Below are 21,183 nucleotides of genomic sequence, written 5' to 3' on the forward strand. Positions count from 1 at the left end.
TCTCACGACGATGAGCGACGTTGCTCCCATAGCCCCTATGGAGGCGCGGCTCGTCAGCGCGCTTCCCGACGCCCCCGGCTGGCAGTTCGAGCCCAAGTGGGACGGCTTTCGCGCGATCATCGTGCGTGACGGCGCGCGGATCGCGCTCTGGTCCAAGGCGGGCAAGCGGCTCGAACGTTATTTCCCGGAGCTGGTCGATGCGGTCGCCGGCTGCCGGGAGCGCCGCTTCATTCTCGACGGCGAGATCATCCTGCCCAAGGGCGGAAGCCTTTCGTTCGATGCGCTCCAGCAGCGCCTGCATCCGGCGCCCAGCCGCATCGCAAAGCTGTCCGTCGCGACCCCGGCGCAACTGATGCTCTTCGATTGCCTGGCGAGTGGCCCGGACCAGCTGGCAGACCAACCCCTGACAGCTCGGCGTAGGGCGCTTGAGGCGTTTCACGCGCGGGCGAGCAGCGCCTCGCTCCTCCTGTCGCACAAGAGCGAAAAGCGCGCCGCCGCGCAGGCATGGCTTGCTCAAAGCGGCGGAGCGCTCGACGGGGTCGTCGCCAAGAGGCTCGATCAGCCATATCAGTCGGGCAAACGGGCGATGCTCAAGGTGAAGGTTCACCGATCGGCCGACTGCGTCGTCGGCGGTCTGCGTCGCGCCGAGGATGGGAGGATCGTCTCGCTGCTGCTGGGGCTCTATGATGACACAGGACTGCTCCACCATGTCGGTTTCACAGCCGCGATCCGGGCCGAGGATCACAGCGCGCTCGAGCGCCGCATCAGGCCGCATCGCGACGGTGCCGGCTTTGATGGAAAATCGCCAGACGGCCCGAGCCGCTGGAGTGCAGGGCGGGACCGGCACTGGGAGCCTTTGACCCCCGCGCTGGTGGTGGAAGTTGCCTATGACCAAGTAACAGGCGACCGGTTCCGCCACGGAACCCGTATTTTGCGGTGGCGTCCCGACAAGGCGCCCCGCCAGTGCGGGATGGAGCAGCTCGTGCGCGAGGCGAGCCCCGCCGATCTCGCTGCGATTGATCAGGCGGTCTGATTGAGCAGCGCGAGCGTCGCCGGGTCGGGACCTCCATACCATCGAGCAAGCGCGGCGTCGAACAGCGGGCCGCCGCCCGCGCGCCCGAACAACGTCAGCGACGAGCGCAATTTGAGCGCGTCGAGCGGGCCAAAGATTTCCGCCGGATCGTCCCCGTCGAGTGCCTGAAGCGCTTGCACGCTGGTCCGCAGCCGGGCCCCGAGAACCGGATGGGCAAGATAGGCCCTCGCCTCCTCGAGCGAACTGATCGCATAGATGCGGGCCTGCGCACTCCGACCCAGGCCCGCCAGTTGGGGAAAGATAAACCACATCCAATGGCTGGCCTTGACGCCGCTTTCCAGCTCGCTCAACGCTCGCGCAAACGACCCGGCCTGAGCATCGATAAAGCGCGTCAGGTCGAAGCTCGCCGGACCGCTCATTCGGCGGGTTGAAGCGATGGCGCGCCCTGTCCCGCGCCCGTGATCGCGACGGCGTCGCCTCGGCCGGCGATCCGGAGCACGGCGAGATCGGCCGTGACGTTGCCGACGGTGCGGAAGATATCGGGAATGGTTTCAACCGCCAGCAGAAGCGGGAGCAATGTCAGTGGCACACCCATAGCCAGGCACACCGGGCCAATCGTGGCGAAGAACGACACCTGTGCCGGTAATCCGACCGCAGCCAGACTGATCGGCACCGCGACCAGGGCCCCAAGGACAATCGTCGCGGGACCGGGCGCCAGGCCGTGAAGGTGTGCCAGATAGATCGCGACGGCGACATTAGCGGCAGCGCTGGCTGCACGGAACAGCGAGACCGCGAGCGGCAGGACGATCCCCGCGCTGGCTGCCGGAACCCGCAAGGCGGGCGCGGCGGCGATCATCGCAGGCAAGGCGGCGAGCGAACTCTGCGTGCTCAGCGCGACCACCTGGGCGGGCAAGGCAGCGCGCGCGAACGCGAGTGGCGAGATCCGCCCGGCGATCGTCGCTGCGACATAGGCCAGCGCAGTGGCGAGCAGGCACGCGCTGGCAGCAATCAGGACATAGTGGACCAGCGCTCCGGCCGCACCCAGTCCGACGCGCGCGCCGACGCCGAAGGCGAGGGCTGCGACACCCAGTGGCGCGAGCGCGAGCACCCAGCGCACGATGACGAGCATCGTCTCGACCAGCGCGCGGAACACCAGCAGGATGGGCGCGCGCAAGTCCTGGTCGATCCGGGTGACGGCCAGCCCGAACAGCAGGGCGAAGAGAACCAGCGGCACCATCGCGCTGTCGGCCGCGGCCTTGATGATGTTGGTCGGGACGAGGCTGGTGATCCATGAGGCCGGCGCGGCGATCTGAGGCGCCGGCAGATCGGTGCGCAGTCCCGCCGCCGCATCGGGAACCGGGCTGACAGCCAGGGCCAGTTCGGTGGCGAGAGCCGCGGCCAGACAGGCACCGATCAGCAAAGCTGCGAACCAGATCGTGGCGCGCGTGGCGACACCGCTGCTACCGGCGCTGGCAGCAGCACTCGCGATACCACCGACGAGCAGCCCAAAGACGAGCGGCACGATCGTCATCGTGAGTGCATCGAGCCAGAGCTTGCCGATCGGGTCGGCGACGCTCAGGAACACGGCAATCCCGGCCCATTGCACCCGAGCCGCAATCACGCCCGCGCCCAGGCTCAACACGAGCGCCGCAAGCGTTGCCCGGGCCAGCGTCGTCAGGCCGGTTTGGGCCGGGGCGGGCGTTACGCCCACAGGTCTGCGCGGTAGCGTTCGAAGCAGGCAAGACCGCGGTACAGCCTGATCAGCGCGCCCTCGGCGATCGCGGTGGCGCGGGCCGGGTCCTGTGCGATCGCGGGACGCAGCGCCTCGCGGTTCCAGTCCTCACTATGTTTGACATCGAGAACGGCATGCAGATCAAAGTAGCGCCGCTCGCGGTCGCTCAGCCCGATCCGGCGCAGTCCCTTGGCAACCATTGCCGACCGTCCGGGCGCCGTCAGCTCAATGACCCCCAGCGCACCAACCGAATGCCACGCATAGCGCCGGCTGGTCGCCATGGCGGTCATGGCATTGGCAAGAGCGAGACTTTCCCAGACCGTCTTCTCGATCACCGGGTCGACATTGAGCGTGGCAACGAGATCGTCGAGCATCGGGCCATGCATGCCCTTGATGTTGCCACGGCCCATTTCGTCCCAATAATTGCGCGCCAGCTCAAGCTTGGGCGCGGTCGGAAGCTTGACCTGGGTGAGCGCGACCAGATCGTCAAATCCCGCCTCGCCCGCGGCCTCCTGCTCGAAGAACCAGCGCAGCTCCTCGGCACTCGCCTGTTCAGCCAGCCAGGGGAAGAGTGGATCGCCCTGGCCAGGCCCCCCATCCTTGAGGTTCTCGAACCACGCGACAAAGCCATCGGGATCGGTGGGCGCAGCGGCGGCCTCGTCGATGACGGCCGCGCGGAGCTCCTCGAGAAATCCGCCTTCGAGCCGTAACATGCGATTGTCGCGCTCGAGCGCCACTTGCCAGTCGACACCCGGGAGACCGGGGGCCAGCCGCTCGCGATTCCAGTGCGCGAGGCCGCGCTGGAAGCTGTCGGTCAGGAATTGCGAGCCTCGGAGTTCACTGCGAAATGCGGTCGCCATATTGTCCTCGTCTTGTCTTGGGCGTGTGTGCAAAACCGCTGGAGCATCGCCACGGTTGCGCATTGCGACGTGAAACTGATCTAGATCAGCGGGATTTTGCCGGGCGCGTGGCTCCTGGCGCGCATCCGCGCGTTGGGCGGTCGAGCAGGGAGTGCGGCGATGATCACCGACAAATTCCTACGGCGACGGCGGGGCGCGAAACTCACGCCGCAGGAGCGCGAGACCCTCGAAGCCGCCGTCAGCAACATACGCGAAATTCCGTCGCGACAGATTGTCGTCGAAGCTGGGCGAACATTGGGCCGCAGCACCTTACTGATCGAAGGTCTGATGTGCCGCTATCGCGACGACCGCAATGGTCTGCGACAACTGGTGGCGGTCCACGTGCCCGGCGACTTCGTCGATCTGCATGGCTATCCGCTCAAGACGCTCGATCACGATGTCGCGACGCTGACCGCGGCGCGGATCGCCGAGATTCCGCACCGCTCGCTAGATGAGATCTGCGCGAGACAGCCCGATCTGGCAAAGAAGCTGTGGTATGCGACGCTCCTCGACGCCGCGATACACCGCGAATGGCTGTTTCGTCTTGGCCGGCTCGATGCCGCCGGGCGTATTGCGCATTTCCTGTGTGAAACCAATGCCCGCCTCGAGGCGGTCGGCCTCAGCGACGGCCGCAGCTTTGATCTCACCATCACCCAGAACGACCTGGCCGAGATTTGCGGATTAACAAGCGTGCATATCAACCGCGTCATGCGCTCGCTGCGCGAGGAGAATATCATGAGCTTCCGATCGTCGCGGGTGCAGATCCAGGACCTCGAGGGGTTGCGTCGACGTGGCCAGTTCGATCCGGATTATCTGTATCTTGATGCGTTGGGAACGACGGCGACCGACGCGGCGCGATGAGCGGCCTGGCCGACAGCGACATCCCGCGCTGGACGCGGGAGGATCTGGCGCTGCTCGAGTTGCTGCGGGTCCTGCGGCGCCAAGGCTATGAGTTCGTGACGCCGACTCCTGCGACGCACCAACGGGTGCTCGCGCGTGCGTCATCGCCGCCTCGACCAGGGCTGACCGATATTTTCGGCTGGAGCCGGCCGTTTCTGCGCGAGCAGGCGGATCCCGCGATACTAGCCTTGCTGGAGGCTGCGCATATGCTCGAGCCAGTCGACAACGGCCGGGCGCGGTCACGCATCCGGGTTTCTTCGCTCTTCGGAGACCTTTTTGCCCACTCGGCATTCCCGACCGACGCGCCAGACGCGGTATTTTTCGGTCCCGACAGCTATCGCTTCGCCCGCCTCATCCGGGACGAACTTGCCCGCGATCCCGCGTCTCGGCATGCGCATGTCGTCGACATTGGCACGGGCGCCGGCGTGGGCGCCATCGCTGCGGGCCGGCTGGCGCCGCAGGCCAGCCTTACCCTGACCGACATCAACCCCGCAGCATTGCGGCTGGCAAGCATCAACGCCGCCGCGGCGGGACGGTCGGTCAGTACGCATCTCGGCGCCAATATCGACGGCGTTGACGACCCGATCGACCTCGCGCTCGCCAACCCTCCCTATATGATCGATCCGCATAACCGCGATTATCGCGATGGCGGCAATATGCACGGCGCGGCGGTGGCGGTGAGGATGGTCGAAGACACGCTGCCGAGGCTTGTTCCGGGTGGACGCCTCATTCTCTATTCGGGAAGCGCCATCGTCGATGGCGCCGACGCGCTCGGTAGGGCGCTGGCCGAGCGCGCGTCCGGCGCGTCATGTGACCTGACCTACGAGGAACTCGACCCCGACGTCTTTGGCGAGGAGCTTGAGACGCCGGCCTATCACGACGTTGACAGGATCGCGGTTGTCGCCGCGATCTTCAGGAAAAGGGACGCCCGTTGAAAGCAGAGTCCCTCATCTACCATCACGACGGGGTGCGTCATGTGGGGGAAATCTATCCCCCGCGCGGATCGGCCAATGGACGCGCCGTTCTGGTGATTCATGAAGCCGACGGGATAGGTAACAATGTCCGCCGGCGCTGCGCGCTCCTGTCGGAACTTGGTTATTGGGCCGCCGCCGCTGACCTGCACGGCGGGGGGCGCGTGCTCTCGGGCGACGCCATGTCATCCGCCGTCGAGCGCCTGCGCTTGGAGCCTGCACTGTTGCGCGCGCGGATCGGCGTGGCGCTCAAAGCTATGGCGCATGTTACAGGATGCGGGCCTGCCCACCTCGCGGCGATCGGCTATTGCTTTGGCGGGATGGCCGTCCTTGAACTTGCCCGAAGCGGGGCCAAGCTGGCCGGCGTCGCGAGTTTTCACGGCCTTTTGACGAGCGCTGCGCCCGCAAGACCCCATGATATCAAGACCCGCATCTTCGTAGCGACGGGCGCCCGCGACCCGCTTGTCCCGCCGGACGATCTGGCGGCCTTCCAGGCGGAGATGTTCGAGGCCGATGCCGACTGGCAATTGCTGATCTATGGTCGCGCGCTTCACAGCTTCACCAATAGGGCTGTTGACGAACTTCGCGATCCACGCATGGCCTATGACGCGAGCGCCGATGCGGCATCGTGGGCAGCGCTGATCACCTTTCTCGAAGAAAGCTTCGGGGCGGCCGACAACATCCTCCCATCCTAACCTGCTAGCTTACGCTAGCCTGGGCTATCTTTTGCTAGCACATATCTTGCCCCGTCGATTTTTCGAGTTCACGGATCGCCTGCTCGATCGCGGCGGCGAGCTGGCGCGACGCGGCGTGATGCGTTCTGCCGTCGGCCGAGAGCTCGGCCAGCACGGCGGTTTTGTCGACACCCGTCAACTCGGCGGCACGCGCCGCGACGCTGCGGCGAAAATCGTCCGATCCCTTGGTCATGCAGGACTCCTTCGTGCGATGATATCGACCGGGCCAGCGCCGAGCCCCTGGTCGAGAGGTGCGGGCGTTCCCCTGTCATAGGTTCCGACCAGGACCGCAGCACCCAGGACCTCGCCCGCCATCGCCTCAATGACGGCGCTTCGCGATGGACGATCGCCAAGCGAAGGGGCGGCGCGCAAGGCAAAAAGCTCGAAAACATAATCATGCCTGCCGTGTCCGGTTGGCGGGTCGGGCGCCAGCCATGGCTGCGCAATGCTCGTCTCCTGCCCACAATCCTGGCCTGCAGCGCTGTCGCCACGCATCATGGCCCCCTCGTCGAGAGCATATTGCGTCGCAGGCAGGCACCAGATCAGAGCGTGCAGCCATGGCCGAGGAAGGGGGGCGTCGGGATCTTCGACAAGCAAAGCCAGATGCTGGGTTTCGGCGGGCAGGCTATGCCACACGAGCGGCGGCGATACACCGGCGCCGTCGGCGGTGAAGCGTGTCGGCAAACGCCCGCCCGGACCGAATGCGGGGCTGGCGAGATGAAATGGTTCGAGCCCTGCAAGCTCGGGCTGTGCGACCGCCAGCTTGTTATGTCCGGCACGCACTTCGCGCAGCATGGCGCCCAGCCAATGTGGCACGTGTTCGAACATAGCTCAGCCTTGGGGCGGCGTCGCGGCCGGGGCCAGGTTGTGCGCAGCGTCGCAAGCGCCGGGTCGCGACGGCCGAACCCTTGAGGCGGCGCTCCCGCGCGCATGCGGAATCAGGTGTTTCATCCACGACGGGAGAAGGGCGGATGTCGGGTGTATCTTCATGACAATCGTCTTTGCGGCGCGCTCAGCCCACCAACGCGCGGCCCGATCAAGCGACCAACGCGAGCGGGAAAATTCTTGCTGATCTGGATTAGCTGGCGGCCCGTATCAGGGTTTCTCCAGGAACGTGATCGCCGCAGCGTGGTTGACCGGGCATCGTGGAGGTTCTCATGGCTCGTGCCGCGCGCAAATCCGCTTCCAAACGCGTTTCACCCCCAGCCGCCAGCCCCCAGGAGCGGCTCACGCGGTATCGCGAAAAGCGTGATTTTACCCAGACCGCCGAACCGGCAGGCGTGAAGACAAGGTCAGGACCTCGATCCGATAAGCGTGGCTTCGTCGTTCAAAAGCACGCGGCGACGCGGCTTCACTATGACTTTCGGCTTGAACTGGACGGCACCCTCAAGAGCTGGGCCGTCACGCGGGGGCCCAGCGCCAACCCCGACGACAAGAGACTCTCGGTGCGCACCGAGGACCATCCGCTCGATTATGCCCGCTTCGAAGGCACCATTCCCAAAGGGCAATATGGCGGCGGGACCGTGATGCTGTGGGATAATGGCTGGTGGGAGCCGGTGGGGGGCAAGGATCCTTCGAAGACGCTCGAAGAGGGGCATCTTCATTTCATCCTCCACGGCCGGCGGATGAAGGGTGAGTGGCTAATGGTGCGACTGAGGCCGCGTGGCAAGGAGAAGGGCGAAAACTGGCTGCTTCGCAAGATCGACGATGCGCACGCGGCCGGATCGGACGACCTGGTGATGACGCATCAGACCAGCATCGCGACCGGTCTCACGCTTGAAGAGATCGCAGCCGGGCGACCCGCAGCCAAGGGGCGGCATGGGACAAAGCAGGCGGGAGACAAACATAGCCCTCAAGACAGCAGGCCGGCGACCCGCCCCCCGCCGTTTCAGCCGGTGCAGCTCGCGACGCTCGTCGATGTTGTACCTAGCGGTGATCGCTGGCTTCATGAGCTCAAATATGACGGCTATCGCACCTTATTGGCGATCGGAACCGGAGAGGGGCGCGCCTATACGCGCTCCGGGCTCGACTGGTCCGACAAGTTTGCGGGCCTGATCGACGAAGGTCTCGGACTTGACTGCCGTTCGGCTCTGATCGACGGCGAGGCCGTGGTCGTGGGTGCCGACGGACGCACGAGCTTTCAGGCCTTGCAGGCGGCGCTGAAGCATGACCCCGACGCGATCCGGTTCTACGCCTTCGACCTGCTGGCGATCGACGGAGAGGATCTGACAAGGCTTGCGCTCATCGATCGCAAGGCGCGACTGGAAGCCCTTTTATCGCGCAATGCGGCGCGCCATCCCCGCCTGCTTTATTCCGATCATATCGTCGGCCAGGGGGAGGCGCTGCTCGGACGGTTCTGCGAGGCAGGACTCGAGGGCGTCATCTCGAAGCGCGCCGACGCGCGCTACGTTGGATCGCGGGTCGGGACGTGGCTCAAGACCAAGTGCATTCGCCGCCAGGAATTCGTGATTCTGGGATGGACCCCATCCAGCAAACAGCGCGGGTTTCGCTCGCTGCTGCTGGGCGTTCACGAGGACGGCAAGCTGGTCTACGCCGGCAAGGTCGGCACCGGATTCACAGCTGATGAGATCGAGCGGCTGATGAGCCTGATGGAGAAGCTGCGCGTCAGCAAACCGCCCGTTGTGGCGCCGCGAGCCGCTGTCCGCGGCGCCCGGTGGATCGAGCCGCGCCTCGTTTGCGAGGTTGCCTTTATCGAAGTCACCGAGGAAGGGGTCCTGCGTCATCCCTCCTATCTGGGCCTGCGCGAGGACAAGAAGGCCGGCGCCGTTCTGCTCGAACACGAAACGCCAGTTGCGAGCGCGGCCGCGCGGGGCGCGGGTGCCCGTGTCGCGATCAGCAATTCCGATCGGGTCATCTTTCCCGAAGCCAATATCACCAAGGGCGCGCTTGCCGACCATTATGCGGCAGTGGCCGACATCATGCTCCCCTGGGTGGGAAACCGCCCGATCAGCCTGGTGCGATGTCCGCAGGGGCGCTCGCGCAAATGCTTCTTCCAGAAACATGACGCGGGCACGTTCGGCGGGCATATTAAGCATGTCGGGATTGCCGAAAAAGACGGACATGAAGAGCCATACCTGTTCATCGACGATGCCGAGGGCCTGCTCGCCTGCGTGCAGATGGGCACCATCGAATTTCATGGTTGGGGCGCCCGGATCGAGGATGTCGAAAAAGCGGATCGCCTTGTCTTCGATCTCGATCCTGACGAAGGCCTCGGTTTCGAGGCGGTCCGAAGTGCCGCGTTCGAGTTTCGCGATCTCCTGGCACAAATCGGGCTCGAAACCTTCGCGATGGTCACCGGTGGTAAAGGCGTCCACGTCATTGCCCCGCTGACGCCCCAGGCCGAGTGGCCCGAGGTGAAGGATTTTGCCCGACGTTTCGCGCAGGCGGTCGCGCAGGCCAGTCCCGAGCGTTTCACCGCCGCGCTCCCCAAGGCGCAACGCAAAGGACGCATCTTCGTCGACTATCTGCGCAATCAGCGGGGAGCGACAGCGGTCATGCCCTATGCCGTGCGTGCGCGTGAAGGAGCGCCGGTGGCGGTGCCGCTCAGCTGGAAGGAGCTCGAGACGATCGACGGTCCGGCGCACTGGTATGTGGGCGACGCCGCCGCGCTCGTCAGGCGCGCGCGCTCCAGCGCGCTCACGGGCTGGGGTCGCGCCGACCAGGTTCTTCCCGACCTATGAGGATCGCGACCTACAATGTAAACGGGGTGCGCGGGCGGCTCCCGGTGCTGCTGCGCTGGCTAGACCAGACCCAGCCTGACATCGTGTGCCTGCAGGAACTCAAGGCCCCCCAGGACGCTTTTCCCGAGGATGCGATCCGCGCCGCCGGATATGGCGCGATCTGGCATGGGCAAAGCCGGTGGAACGGCGTGGCTATTCTGGCCAAAGGTGCCGATCCGATCGAAACCCGCCGCGGGCTGCCGGGCGACCCGGACGACCTCCACAGCCGCTATATCGAGGCAGCGGTGGGCGGAATTCTGGTCGGTGGGCTCTATCTTCCGAACGGCAATCCCCGGCCCGGTCCGAAATTTGACTACAAGCTGCGCTGGTTCAGCCGCCTCACCGACCATATGCGCAAGCTTTACAAGACCCGCGCCCCGGTGGTGATCGCGGGCGACTATAATGTCATGCCTACTCCTAAAGACGTCTATAAGCCCGAGCGCTGGCTCGACGATGCGCTGTTCGCGCCCGAGGTCCGAACGGCCTATGCCGGACTGCTGGAGCAGGGCTGGGTCGATGCCTTACGGCATCTCCATCCCGACGAGACGATCTACACATTCTACGACTATTTTCGAAATGCCTTCGCGCGCGACGCCGGGCTGCGGATCGATCATCTCTTGTGCAATCGCCCGGCCGCCAAAAGGCTGCGCACGGCCGATGTCGACCGGTTTGTGCGGGGCTGGGAAAAGACCAGCGACCATTGCCCGGTCTGGATCGAGCTCGCGCCATCGTGAGAGGTCGCCGGGAGCAGGGCTAGTCGGACCTGTCTGTGCCAGGCTCGCTCGACGCTTCCGCCTCGAGCGCGGCGGTCCGCAGACGGACCGCGGTCTGTATCGCCGCGGAGGCGGTCAGCGTCAGCGCCACGCCGCACGGGTGATCGACAAGGACATAGCCGTCGGCCACGCTGACCGACACGGGATCGCTCAGGATGCGTTGAGCCTCGAAACTGGACATCGCAAACTCCTGTCTTTCCGGGCTGGCATGGTGTCGATCTTATGCCGGTCTAAACGCCGCAGGGTTGGCGCAGTGCCGCCTAATCGCGCTGATGCAGATCAATGACGATCGTGCGGGGCAGCAGGTTGGCGGCCGGCGGCGAAGCTTTTGGAGGGCAACAGGCCCCAGACGCCCAGGGGCTAGGCCGCCGCGGCCGCACGGGGAAGTGGTGGCGGGGCCTCGGGCACCCAGTCGTCGAGCCGCTCGAACCCATCATGGGACAAAGCAAGCACGATCCCCTGCGAGCCGATCGTCAGATCCTGCCGGGCGACCGCGCGCAGGCGCTCGCCCACGCCGCCAAGGCCGCCGCTGCGGATAACGACATAAGCGATCCGGTGACTTTCACAGTCCACCAGCACTTCGATCGTCTCCCCGACGATCTGACCGGCCTGATCACTAACCTGCGCGCCGATCAGCCTGCCATAAGTGAGGAGGTCAGGGGCGGGCCGCGCAGCGCTCGCCTGCACGGCCCGCGCGGCGCCTTGCTCGTAACGCGCCTGGCGGCCGAGCCAGCGCCATATCCCGATCAGGTTGACGATGGTCAGAAAGCCGTTCGTCGCGAGCAAATTGGTCTGTCCCGTGCTCGCGCCAACCGTGCTCCAGGCAAGTGACCCGATCAGAAACACAACAAAGCCCCAGCCGGTCACGCGAGCACCCAGATTGGCTGCCGTCATGATCGCCGCGAGAGCGGTCGCGGCCGGCGCGATCCATCCTGCTATATCGGCCGTCGTCATGTCGAACTCACGGGTTTCCCTTGCCGCCATGCGCGCCCACCACCGTTCCGGTCGAGTAGCTCGCTTCCTGCGAGGCAAGCATCACATAAAGCGGGGCGAGTTCGGCGGGCTGACCGGCGCGGCCCAGCGGGGTATCCTGCCCGAATTCTCCAAGCTTGCCCGGCAACTGGCCGCCGGCGACCTGGAGCGGGGTCCAGATCGGCCCCGGCGCGACCGCGTTCACCCGGATGCCCTGCTTGACCAGCTGTTTGGCCAAACCCTTGGTGAAGATGAGGATCGCACCCTTGGTCGATGCATAAGCGAGCAGTTCCTCGCCCGGATCGTAGCTGTTGACCGACGCGGTGTTGATGATCACCGACCCTGGCTTCATGTGCGGAATCGCCGCCTTCGATATGCGGAAGGGCGCGTAGATATTGGTCTTGAAGGTCTGGTCGAACTCATCGTCGGACACATCGAGAATCGACGCTTTTGACTGCTGATAGGCTGCATTGTTGACGAGCAGGTCGAGCCCGCCCAGCCCCCGGACCGCATCGGCGACCAGCCGTTCGCAGGCCTCCTTCGTTCGAATGTCGGCGGGAAGCGCCACCGCCTTTCGTCCCGCCTTGCGAATTAGAGCGACAACCTCGCGCGCATCGGGCTCCTCGCTGGGATAGTAGTTGATCGCGACATCGGCGCCCTCGCGCGCGAATGCGATCGCGGCAGCGCGCCCGATTCCGCTATCGCCGCCGGTGATCAGCGCGCGGCGCCCCAGCAGTCGACCCGACCCCTTATAGCTCGTCTCGCCATGATCCGGCGGTGGATTCATTTTCGACGCGAGCGCGGGCCAGGGCTGGCGCTGCTCGGGAAAGGGCTCGGTGCGATATCTGGTGCGCGGATCGACCAGCTCTGCCGATCCCGACGCGGTTTCCCCATCCTGGGCAAGCCCGGGAGCCGCGGATGCCGCCAGGCCAAGCACGGCCCCGGACAAAATGGTGCGACGGGATGGCGATATCTCGGTCATGATGATCTCCGGGACGATGCGCGCGCTTTGACGCACGCGGCTTTGGGACGGGCGGCTGGGCGCCCGGGGCGGCGGCTGGGTCTGGCTGCCGGCGCGTCGCGTACGCGCTCGAGCAGCGCGGCGACGGCCGCGAGCGGGTCAGGGCCCGGGTCGCCGCGCAGAAGGAGGCGGTCGCCTTTGGCCTCGAGCTCCGCGAGGGTGGCGATGAAATCAGGGCGAGGCGTGAGCGCGATCGCAGCGGGACCAGCATCAATGCGCGCGACCCGAGTGGCGCAGGCAAGCCGGCGGATCCGCGCAAGCGCGATCAGACGCCCGGCTTCGGGGGGCAGGGCTCCGAACCGGTCCTCGAGCTCTTCGGCAAAGGCGTCGACGGCGGCATCGTCGTCAAGACGGGCCAGACGGATATAGAGGCCCAGGCGCAAATCCTCTTCGGGGATCCATGTCTCAGGCAAGTTCGCATCGCACGCGAGGCGGATATCGGGCGACCATCTCTCGACCGCTTCGCCGCGGTCGGCCGCCAGAGCGCGCGCGAGCCAGTGCTGATACAGATCGACCCCGATGAGGCGAACATGCCCGGCCTGCTCGTCACCGATCAGGTCGCCGGCGCCGCGATGGTCGAGATCCTGGGCACTGATTGCAAACCCGGCACCCAGATGATCGAGCGCCTCGAGTGTTTTGAGGCGTTTCGCTGTCGCCGGGGCCAGCGCGTGTCCAGCTTCGGTAAACAGCAGGATCGTACCGCGCCGGGCGCCGCGACCGACCCGGCCACGCAGCTGGTGCAACTGGCCAAGTCCGAACCGATCGGCGTGCATCACCGCCATCAGATTGGCGCGTGGAACGTCGAGGCCCGCTTCAATGATGTTGGTCGCCAGCAGGACATCGCCATCACCCTGGGCAAAGGCCAGCATCGCCGCATCGGCCTCTTGCGAAGGCATCTGCCCATGCGCCCGGCGGATCACGAAGCCTGGGACGAGACGGCTGAGTTCGAGGCTGAGCGGCTCGATATCTTCAACCCTGGGCACGACGACGAAACTCTGTCCGCCGCGATCGCGCTCGCGCAGAAGGGCGGCGCGAAGTCGGTCCGGATCATATTCGCCGTTCATCGTCCGGATCGGTTGCCGGCGGGCGGGCGGGGTCGCGATCACCGAAAGATCCTGCAAACCGATAAGCGCGGTCTGGAGCGTGCGCGGAATCGGGGTCGCGGTCAGGGTCAGAACATGCCCATCCTGGGCCTGCTCGCGCAGCCGCGCCTTTTGCGCGGCCCCGAAGCGCTGCTCCTCGTCGATGATCACAAGGCCAAGATCGGCAAAACTGACCGACTGCGAAGCGAGCGCCTGCGTCCCCACCACGAGCCTGATCGATCCGTCGGCAAGTCCGGTCCTGATGGCGCGCGCCTCGGCTGGGCTGGTGAGCCGCGACAGCGTGGCGATTTCGATGCCGAGGTCCGCAAAGCGGCGTCGGATGGTTTCCGCGTGCTGGCGCGCCAGCACGGTGGTGGGGGCGACGAGTGCAACCTGTCGTCCGGCGAGCGCGACCATCGCGGCCGCGCGCAGCGCCACCTCGGTCTTGCCATAGCCGACATCGCCCACGATCAGGCGATCCATCGCGCGTCCCTTAAGGAGATCTGCGCGCACAGCGTCCACGGCACGCCTCTGATCGCGCGTGAGCGCGTACGGAAACCGTCCCGCAAAGCGTTCGTAGAGCGGGACGGGTGGCGCAAGCGGAGCCACCTCGCGCGCGCGCCGGGCCGTCGCCATTGCGACGAGGGTGCGGGCGGTCGTGGCGATCGCCTCGATTATCGCCTCGCGCCGTTTGGCCCAGCTCGATCCGTTGAGCCGGTCAAGCGAAACGGCCTGCGTATCGGCACCATAACGCCACAGCCGATCGGCCTCCTCGATTGGAACGAGCCGGTGGGTGCCCCCGGCATATTCGAGGCGGACCGCTTCACACCGCAGCCCATCAGACGCAATTGTCTCAAGACCGGACAGGCGGCCAAGACCATGCTCCTCGTGAAGGACAAGATCGCCGACCCTGAGATCGATACCCCCGTGAAGCGGATCGTCGAGTTCGCCAGCATCATCGTGGCCGGAGCCGGCGCGGCTGCCGAGCACGTCGGCCGCGGCGACCACCCTGAGCCCCGGGCTCGACCACCCTTCCTCAAGGGGCATGGCGAGGGTCGCCACCGCACCCGACGGCAGGCGCGCAACCTCCGCCCAGCTGGTGATGGCCTGGGCGGAGATCGGCGACGTGCGTGTCAGCCGCCGCGTGAGAAAGCGCAGATCACGCGTGTCACCCGCCAGAATGATCCGGTCGCCGGCAAGTTGCCAGCGCGTGATCGCGCTTAAGGTGGCCTGTGCGGGGCGCCGGGCTTCTACAAAGCGCTCCACCGGCTCCTCGTCGCCAGGCGCGATATCGACACGCCTGCGCGATCCAATAAGGTCTTGCCATGCGGCAGCGGACACCAGCGTGCACGAGCCTGCATCCGCTGCCAGATCGTGAAGCTGGGTCACACGCGCGCCGACACCCGGGTCGAGCGCAATCCGCGCGTCCGGCCAGTAGCTCAGCGCGCTGACACCTTTCCAGGGCGCGGCCCATTGGGCCGGATGGATGGTCACGACCTCGACATCGTCGCGGCTGCGCTGGCTGATGGGATCAAAACGACGCAGGCTCGTCAGGCACCGACCCTCCATCTCGAGCCGCACGGGCTCATCGAGCGATGTCGGAAACAGTTCGATGACAGCGCGCCGCGCCATTTCTCCCGGCTCGTCAACGCGGTCGTCCTCGCGATAGCCCAGGGCAATCAGGGCAGCGCCAAGTGTTTCTGCGTCCAGCGTCATTCCACGCCTGAGGGTCAGGAGCGGCGGCAAGGCGCGCAAGATCGGAACCTGAGCGAGCGCGGCATCGATGCTCATAATGAGCACGCGCTCGCCCTGATCGGACGCCGCGAGGCGTCGCAAGGCCGCGTCTCGCGATCCGATATTGGCCGGAGACGCCGGCGGCACCTCACCGGGAAGCGCATCGGGCGCCTTCAGGTGGATGACCTGCGCCGCGGGCGCGAGCGCTGTCAGGCCGGCGGCGAGTTGAATGGCGCGGGTCTCGTCAAGGGCGATGCAAATGAGCGGCTCATGCCCGATCGCTTCCACGAGACGGGCGAGTGTCGGACCGATAGCAGCAGGCGCCCCGAGGGCTTCGGCGAGATCAGCGGGCGTGACGATCTCGTGCGGATGGGGTTTTGCGAGCTGCATGCGGGAGGGAGATCCGGAACAGGGAAGGGTTCGATAGGGTCAGTCAACGCAAGATCGCCGCTTGCGGGACCATAAGGTGCGCCAAGAATCAGCCTGATCCAGATCAGCCTGACCGCTGCGGTCTTGTCGAAGGCGATGCTTCGCCTACCTCTGGCTTGTGAGCACCGATCATGATTGGGAGCGGGCGGGGGCGCTGCATCGGGTCACGGGTCCGGGCCAGGCGCCGCTGCAAAGCCGCGCCCTGATCGCAACATGAATGGCCGTGACCTGTTCGAGAACGTCGGTGGCGCCGATCGACTTGCTCGCGCGCCGGGCGCCCCTGTCCCCGGGCTCCGGACGGCGAAGGCCATCATCACCCCCGATGAGCACGACGCGCTGATCGCCGCGATCGATTCATGCGGCCTGGCTCCCTTTCGCTTTCAGGGTTGGGAGGGCAGGCGGCTGACCCGGTCCTACGGATGGCATTATGACTTTGATCATGGCCGGCTCGCACCCGCTGATCCCGTTCCCGACTGGTTGTCGGGGGTGCGTACGCGCATGGCGCGGCTGATCGAGCGGGATCCGCACGAGCTCGTCCAGGCGCTTCTCATCCGGTACGATCCGGGCGCGACGATCGGATGGCACCGTGACCGGCCGCAATTCGGGCACGTCGTCGGCCTGTCGCTTGGCGCCACCGCGACGCTGCGCCTTCGCCGGCGCGTGGGTCCCGGCCGCGCGGGGTTCGCGCGCTCGACGGTGGCGCTCGAGCCGCGTGCGGCTTATGCCCTCACTGGCGAGATCCGCCGTCACTGGGAGCACAGCATAGCTGCGCTCGATGAGACCCGTTGGTCGGTAACCTTTCGCACGCTGGCAAGCGAACGATGCGCTGAGAACACCGGCGATCCAGTTTGAGCCGAACATTGTGAAATCTGGTGCGCCTGCGAAGTCCCTGCGCGGAACCTGGGCGGGCGTGGCGCGTCGACCTGCAGACTGTTTTCTGGGAGACATGACGTGGCAGCCGATTCCGACTCCGACGATACGCGCCGTAACCCCGAGCCGCCGAAGCAGCCCACCGCGCCTGCGCGCCATGACGATACTCCCGGCGGGGGAGAAATCGAATGGGCCGGAGGGCTCGTCGCTCCTGCCCCGGCCCCGGGCGAAACCCGCGTCGATCCGGGCGACAAGCGCGGCGCGTGAAGTGATGGTCTTCGCGGGTGCAGATGCCGACAACGTCGACCCCCTCAAAGTCCCCGCCCTGAGCCTGTTCCTGGGTTTCGGACCGATGCTTCCCATCGTGGGGGCGGGAATTGTTGCGATCATGTCGACCGATCCGATCGACGCCGTCGCCATCGTCGGCGGGACGGGCTGGGCTTCTGCGATCCTGCTCTTCGTGGCGGGAGTCCGACGCGGCTATGGCTTTGCAGTGCGCGCGACTCCCCGTCTCGTCACGCTCGCCGTGACGCTGGGCATTTTCCTCGCAGGCCTGCTGGCAATGCCGATCTTCCTGCTGGCTCCCGTGATAGGCGTCGCAATCTTGATTGCGGGCTTCCTTGCGGTTGCTATCGCCGATCCGGTCGCGGCGAGGCGCGGCGAAGCCCCCCGACACTTCGCACGGTTACGGCCTTTGCAAATGGCACTCGGTCTCACAGGCCTGCTCCTCCTCGAGGCGGCCTGCCTTCACCTTTAGAAACCCGCCAGACCCTGGCTGCTGGCTCCGGTAGCGCGTCGCTTGGAGGCTGTCCCGACCCGGCGTCAGGCAGGCGGACGGCCAAGGCCGGCCTGGCGAGCAGCAGCAGGATATGTGACGCCTCTGCGCGCAAGCATTTTCGATATCGCCAGCCCGTCCAAGCTGCAGCCCACCCGATGGACGGTTGGCAATCTGGCCGACGTCAGGAACAGGCAAGCAGCCCATGCCAAGGATGCCGCCGCTTACGACCGCAAGCATAAGTCTTTGGACGTGCGGCCAGGCCTAAGCGTCGATGCGCCTCTTCGGCGGCTGCATGTCGAGCAAAGGCCGGTCGACGTCGCGGGCGCGGGAGGAAAAGCGTCCCGCCTTGCCCCAAAAGGCGGGACGGGACGCTCCTATCGGCGCAGGCCGCCCCCGGATTTCCGTGCGCGGGCCGCGTCCACAAACAAAATGCGTGATATTCTTAAACGGTTCCACCGATCTGATTGTCTGCGAGGCGGGCAGATGACGAGCCTGTGGAAGCCCGGGCGCCCACCCAAGCCGCGCGATCTTCTAGCGCGGTCCTCTCAAAGCTGAGGGTCGGCTGACGATCCGGATCTCAAAAAAAAATTAGGTTTGAGCGGCCGGGTCCCAGGCTCATTCGAAATCTTCGTCGCCAACGATAACAGTGCCGTCGGATTCCACCGCTCCGCGCGCGATCTTGGCAGTCGCAACCGCCTCGATCTCCGCCCGATGCTCATCGATGAGACCATGCGCAGTTTGTGGACCGCTCTCGGCACCCCACCAGAATTGCAGCGCATCGGCCTCGACCCGGACGCGAGCCAATCCTTGGGGAAGCTCGAGCTCGACGGTCGTCGCGGTAAAGCCCGTCGACGACTCGTCAACGGCCATGTCGCGACCGGCTGATGGCGCTTCGCTGCCGAAGGTCATGTGCGCGCCATCATCGTCACAAGGAGGATCCCAAAAGCGACCACGACAAGCAGGATACCAACACCCAGCACATATCGCGTCATGCGCGGCGTCGCGCCGGCGCGCGCTTCTTGTGTCGAAAGCTCGATTGGCTGGGACTGTACCGGATCGTGGCGCGGCATGGACTTCTCCCTAAGGGGCATTGACGGCTCGAACCCTGGTCGCCGCCTGAGGTTGCGCGCGCCGCCCAAAGTTGATCTGGATCAGCACGATTCCCGCCCCGCCCGGCGGTTTGCCTGCAACATCTGGCACGCCGTTAACCGTCTGACAGCATTCAGGGTCCTAGCGAGGGTGCGGGAGACCCCAAAATGCTGCATCAGATTACCTATATCAGTACCGCCCGCCCCGGCCTCAGTCTGTCCGATGTCGAGGCAATCCTCGCGCGATCGCGTCGCAACAATCGCCAGACCGGGATCACCGGTCTCCTGATCTTCGACAAGGTCCGGTTTCTGCAGGTGATCGAGGGTAGATTGCCAGACATCGAAGCCACCTTTTTGAGAATAGCCGTTGATCCGCGGCATCGGGCGGTGGTTCGCCTGTCCCAGCGCCAGATCGACGCTCGCGAATTCGGGCAGTGGGCGATGGCGTCGCATGTCGTCGACGAAGCGGGCAGTGCCGCCGACCTGGTGGGGCAGGTCGACGCCCTGACCGAGACGCTGCCCGATCCCAATCTGCGCGCTACCCTGCGTAGCTTTGCGCGAATCCGGGGCGCTGCCTGATCGCGATGGACCTTGCGGCAATGTGAGGTGTTAGGTGAACCCATAGCCCTTTTGGCCGCGAGGTCCGCATGTTTCGTTCGCTTCTGACGTCGTCGCCGGACAACACTCCATGACGCCGCTCGGCCTGATCAGTCAGACGGCTTGGCGCGCAAACCTTCACGGCCCCACTGTCCGGCTCGGCAAGCCCTTCAACCAGGCTCGGCTGGGGCAGGCGATCGACGATGCGGTGCAGCCTGGCCTCGCAGGGTCGCGCTGAGCATGTCCAGTCCATCCGCAAATCCGAAGGCTCGCATCGCCGACCATGTCACAGACGACTTTGCCCGGGGGCGACGTGAGGGATTGAGGCTGGCGCTGGCGGTGCTTGCCGTCGAGGAGGAAAAATGGGCGCGGCAGCTCGGTCAAAGCCGATCGTGGCGGACCAACGCGACGCGCGAAATCCGGCATAAAACCCTCCAGGTTGCGCAGAAGCGGCTTCAAACGGCGCTTAACCGCCTTCAGCCTGCCTCGCGCGAAGTTGCGCTTGACGAGATCGGTTCAGCGCTCGCGAAACTGGGCTTGTAGCACCGACGCTTGGCGCCCAGTCTGCTCAGGGTGGGCGCTGGCGCCAGGTAGCGCGACAGGGTGTACGCCCGAACGCCAGAGCGCGCGGCCTCCGCCACGATCACGATCTAACCTAGGTTGGTCAGTTCGGTCCCTCGCAGCGGGAACCAAGCTCGGATGCGCGCGCTGTGACGGTATGACCGCGCAGGCTTCGCCCGCGTCGATCCAGGGACGCCCTATGAGCGACGACAAATATCTCGACAGTCCGCACCTTCAGAGTGGCTATACCGGCGAGGAGGGCTCCTACCGTCAGCGCTCCGGGCCGACCGTGACGACGCGCGGGCTCAGCGCGGAGGCGAACCGTGGCAGGCGTGCTCCTCAGGCTGGCAGCGGCGTCGTGATCGGCAGCGGCGCCGGTGCCGGTGGAGCGGGCGGGGCGGAAGATTTCGACAGCGATCCGGCCGGCGGTGGCGGCGAGGGTCCTTCGATCATCGATGATCATCACATAACGGGCGCCGACGCCCCTGTCGGGGGAAGCCGCTAGGCACGGCCGATCAGGAGGATTTGTTTATGAAGTATCTCGTCATCTCGGCGCTTGTCATGCTGACGGCCTGCGAGAAAAGCAGCACGGGGATCGATGAAAATCCCAGCACCGCCGTGGGTGCGGATCGGCTCGTCAACGCCGCAACGCCAGGCAACAGCATCGGCGGCGTCGATCAGCAGCCCGTTGGTTCGACCGCATCTGGACCGGGTGCCGTGACCTCCGGTCCTCCCGGATCCGGGCAGGGTACAGGCGGCGCCGATGGCGGCCGCACGCTGGGCAATCAATGATCTGACGAAAGGTGGGTTATGGCTGAAAAATATCCCATGCAGGCGAGCGGGGCGCGCGACGCCAAGGTGCACCCCGATGGCGTGCAGGAACCGCATCAACGCGCGTCGGCGGGCGAGAGCGGCGGAGGCGCCTATCCTAATCCGCACAAGGACAAGAAACCCAAGACCTCGCCGGGGGATTTCCTTGGCCATGGTGGCCAAACCGAGATCAACTATCATGGAAGCGGCCAGCTTGGCGACCAGCAGGTCGATGAACAAAACGGCGCGCGGGCGGCAACCGCCAAGGATGCTGACTGACCAGTTACCGGCGGACGGCGGTGTCCGCGGCGGTCCGATTGCCGCTCCGACCGAGCCAGGGTGTAAGCACCAGATTAGCCGCCGTGCACAGAATTTGCGCGGCCTTGGCCCGCCTCAGCCTTTTGGTGATCCAGGCTGAGGGGGCGGGATATGATCGTCACCCTCGGCGGGCGGCCGGGG

The 21,183-nt window shown here is 65.8% G+C and carries 24 protein-coding genes; 13 read left to right on the forward strand and 11 right to left on the reverse strand.

The annotated features are described in order from the left end of the window. Window positions 1–10 precede the first annotated feature (10 nt). Window positions 11–1,033 carry an ATP-dependent DNA ligase gene (locus EOD43_RS19115; protein ID WP_127745625.1) on the forward strand — a complete coding sequence of 341 codons (1,023 nt, stop codon included), beginning with the start codon at window positions 11–13 and terminating at the stop codon, window positions 1,031–1,033. Here EOD43_RS19115 and EOD43_RS19120 read toward each other — a convergent pair. From EOD43_RS19120 to EOD43_RS19130, 3 genes are read right to left on the reverse strand one after another with little or no spacing between them, the layout of a single operon-like run. Beyond that, window positions 1,021–1,452, reverse strand: a complete 432-nt coding sequence (locus EOD43_RS19120) for a DUF1810 domain-containing protein (protein ID WP_127745626.1) — start codon at window positions 1,450–1,452, stop codon at window positions 1,021–1,023. The genes EOD43_RS19115 and EOD43_RS19120 overlap by 13 nt on opposite strands. After that, window positions 1,449–2,744, reverse strand: coding sequence for a dicarboxylate/amino acid:cation symporter (locus EOD43_RS19125; RefSeq protein WP_276318210.1), 1,296 nt, complete (start codon window positions 2,742–2,744; stop codon window positions 1,449–1,451). Before EOD43_RS19125 ends, EOD43_RS19120 begins: the two co-directional genes overlap by 4 nt. Continuing rightward, entirely contained in the window at window positions 2,735–3,625 is an 891-nt protein-coding gene (locus EOD43_RS19130) for an iron-containing redox enzyme family protein (RefSeq protein WP_127745627.1), read from the reverse strand. Before EOD43_RS19130 ends, EOD43_RS19125 begins: the two co-directional genes overlap by 10 nt. A gap of 159 nt (window positions 3,626–3,784) precedes the next feature. Between EOD43_RS19130 and EOD43_RS19135 the strand changes: the two genes are divergently transcribed. The 3 genes from EOD43_RS19135 to EOD43_RS19145 are packed head-to-tail and all read left to right on the forward strand — an operon-like array spanning window position 3,785 to window position 6,230. After that, window positions 3,785–4,525, forward strand: coding sequence for a Crp/Fnr family transcriptional regulator (locus EOD43_RS19135; protein ID WP_127745628.1), 741 nt, complete (start codon window positions 3,785–3,787; stop codon window positions 4,523–4,525). Then, a complete protein-coding gene (locus EOD43_RS19140; protein WP_127745629.1) occupies window positions 4,522–5,499 on the forward strand; it encodes a methyltransferase in 978 nt (325 codons plus the stop codon). The genes EOD43_RS19135 and EOD43_RS19140 overlap by 4 nt, the downstream gene beginning before the upstream one ends. Next, window positions 5,496–6,230, forward strand: a complete 735-nt coding sequence (locus EOD43_RS19145) for a dienelactone hydrolase family protein (RefSeq protein WP_127745630.1) — start codon at window positions 5,496–5,498, stop codon at window positions 6,228–6,230. Before EOD43_RS19140 ends, EOD43_RS19145 begins: the two co-directional genes overlap by 4 nt. Window positions 6,231–6,264: 34 nt before the next feature. Here EOD43_RS19145 and EOD43_RS19150 read toward each other — a convergent pair whose 3' ends face one another. Further along, a complete protein-coding gene (locus EOD43_RS19150) occupies window positions 6,265–6,462 on the reverse strand; it encodes a hypothetical protein (protein WP_127745631.1) in 198 nt (65 codons plus the stop codon). Next, window positions 6,459–7,097: a YbhB/YbcL family Raf kinase inhibitor-like protein gene (locus EOD43_RS19155; RefSeq protein WP_127745632.1), complete on the reverse strand. Its 639-nt coding sequence runs from the start codon at window positions 7,095–7,097 to the stop codon at window positions 6,459–6,461. The genes EOD43_RS19150 and EOD43_RS19155 overlap by 4 nt, the downstream gene beginning before the upstream one ends. Window positions 7,098–7,426: 329 nt before the next feature. Here EOD43_RS19155 and ligD point away from each other — a divergent pair, with 329 nt between their 5' ends. Continuing rightward, the gene (gene ligD, locus EOD43_RS19160) at window positions 7,427–9,970 is read left to right on the forward strand and encodes a DNA ligase D (protein WP_127745633.1); all 2,544 of its coding nucleotides are present in this window, start codon (window positions 7,427–7,429) and stop codon (window positions 9,968–9,970) included. Continuing rightward, window positions 9,967–10,743, forward strand: a complete 777-nt coding sequence (xth, locus tag EOD43_RS19165; protein ID WP_127745634.1) for an exodeoxyribonuclease III — start codon at window positions 9,967–9,969, stop codon at window positions 10,741–10,743. Before ligD ends, xth begins: the two co-directional genes overlap by 4 nt. Window positions 10,744–10,762: 19 nt before the next feature. On the opposite strand, the gene EOD43_RS19170 is transcribed toward xth, so the two are convergent. The 4 genes from EOD43_RS19170 to EOD43_RS19185 form a co-directional block, all read right to left on the reverse strand. Beyond that, window positions 10,763–10,963 carry a hypothetical protein gene (locus tag EOD43_RS19170; protein WP_127745635.1) on the reverse strand — a complete coding sequence of 67 codons (201 nt, stop codon included), beginning with the start codon at window positions 10,961–10,963 and terminating at the stop codon, window positions 10,763–10,765. Window positions 10,964–11,142: 179 nt separating this feature from the next. Beyond that, window positions 11,143–11,736 (reverse strand): PRC-barrel domain-containing protein, encoded by a 594-nt coding sequence (locus tag EOD43_RS19175; RefSeq protein WP_127745636.1) that lies wholly within the window; start codon window positions 11,734–11,736, stop codon window positions 11,143–11,145. A 7-nt stretch (window positions 11,737–11,743) separates the two neighbouring features. Next, window positions 11,744–12,736 (reverse strand): SDR family oxidoreductase, encoded by a 993-nt coding sequence (locus EOD43_RS19180; protein WP_127745637.1) that lies wholly within the window; start codon window positions 12,734–12,736, stop codon window positions 11,744–11,746. Then, window positions 12,733–15,981, reverse strand: a complete 3,249-nt coding sequence (locus EOD43_RS19185) for a helicase-related protein (protein ID WP_127745638.1) — start codon at window positions 15,979–15,981, stop codon at window positions 12,733–12,735. The genes EOD43_RS19180 and EOD43_RS19185 overlap by 4 nt, the downstream gene beginning before the upstream one ends. A 252-nt stretch (window positions 15,982–16,233) precedes the next feature. Here EOD43_RS19185 and EOD43_RS19190 point away from each other — a divergent pair, with 252 nt between their 5' ends. Next, window positions 16,234–16,872, forward strand: coding sequence for an alpha-ketoglutarate-dependent dioxygenase AlkB (locus EOD43_RS19190; protein WP_127745639.1), 639 nt, complete (start codon window positions 16,234–16,236; stop codon window positions 16,870–16,872). 286 nt (window positions 16,873–17,158) lie between these two features. Then, complete coding sequence (locus tag EOD43_RS19195) at window positions 17,159–17,647, forward strand: DUF3429 domain-containing protein (protein ID WP_164857349.1); 489 nt, start codon at window positions 17,159–17,161, stop codon at window positions 17,645–17,647. Between the two features lie 636 nt (window positions 17,648–18,283). Here EOD43_RS19195 and EOD43_RS19200 read toward each other — a convergent pair. Continuing rightward, window positions 18,284–18,577: a DUF1488 family protein gene (locus EOD43_RS19200; RefSeq protein ID WP_127745641.1), complete on the reverse strand. Its 294-nt coding sequence runs from the start codon at window positions 18,575–18,577 to the stop codon at window positions 18,284–18,286. After that, window positions 18,574–18,738: a hypothetical protein gene (locus tag EOD43_RS23775; protein WP_164857350.1), complete on the reverse strand. Its 165-nt coding sequence runs from the start codon at window positions 18,736–18,738 to the stop codon at window positions 18,574–18,576. Before EOD43_RS23775 ends, EOD43_RS19200 begins: the two co-directional genes overlap by 4 nt. A gap of 186 nt (window positions 18,739–18,924) precedes the next feature. Here EOD43_RS23775 and EOD43_RS19205 point away from each other — a divergent pair, with 186 nt between their 5' ends. From EOD43_RS19205 to EOD43_RS19225, 5 genes are all read left to right on the forward strand, one after another. Next, window positions 18,925–19,335, forward strand: coding sequence for a BLUF domain-containing protein (locus EOD43_RS19205; RefSeq protein WP_127745642.1), 411 nt, complete (start codon window positions 18,925–18,927; stop codon window positions 19,333–19,335). Window positions 19,336–19,593: 258 nt separating this feature from the next. After that, entirely contained in the window at window positions 19,594–19,896 is a 303-nt protein-coding gene (locus EOD43_RS19210; RefSeq protein ID WP_127745643.1) for a hypothetical protein, read from the forward strand. Between the two features lie 217 nt (window positions 19,897–20,113). Beyond that, window positions 20,114–20,419: a hypothetical protein gene (locus EOD43_RS19215; protein ID WP_127745644.1), complete on the forward strand. Its 306-nt coding sequence runs from the start codon at window positions 20,114–20,116 to the stop codon at window positions 20,417–20,419. Window positions 20,420–20,445: 26 nt separating this feature from the next. Further along, a complete protein-coding gene (locus tag EOD43_RS19220) occupies window positions 20,446–20,706 on the forward strand; it encodes a hypothetical protein (RefSeq protein ID WP_127745645.1) in 261 nt (86 codons plus the stop codon). Between the two features lie 36 nt (window positions 20,707–20,742). Beyond that, window positions 20,743–21,003 carry a hypothetical protein gene (locus EOD43_RS19225; RefSeq protein WP_206363599.1) on the forward strand — a complete coding sequence of 87 codons (261 nt, stop codon included), beginning with the start codon at window positions 20,743–20,745 and terminating at the stop codon, window positions 21,001–21,003. Window positions 21,004–21,183: the final 180 nt, after the last annotated feature.

The organism is Sphingomonas crocodyli (assembly GCF_004005865.1).
GTDB classification, from domain to species: Bacteria; Pseudomonadota; Alphaproteobacteria; order Sphingomonadales; family Sphingomonadaceae; genus Rhizorhabdus; species Rhizorhabdus crocodyli.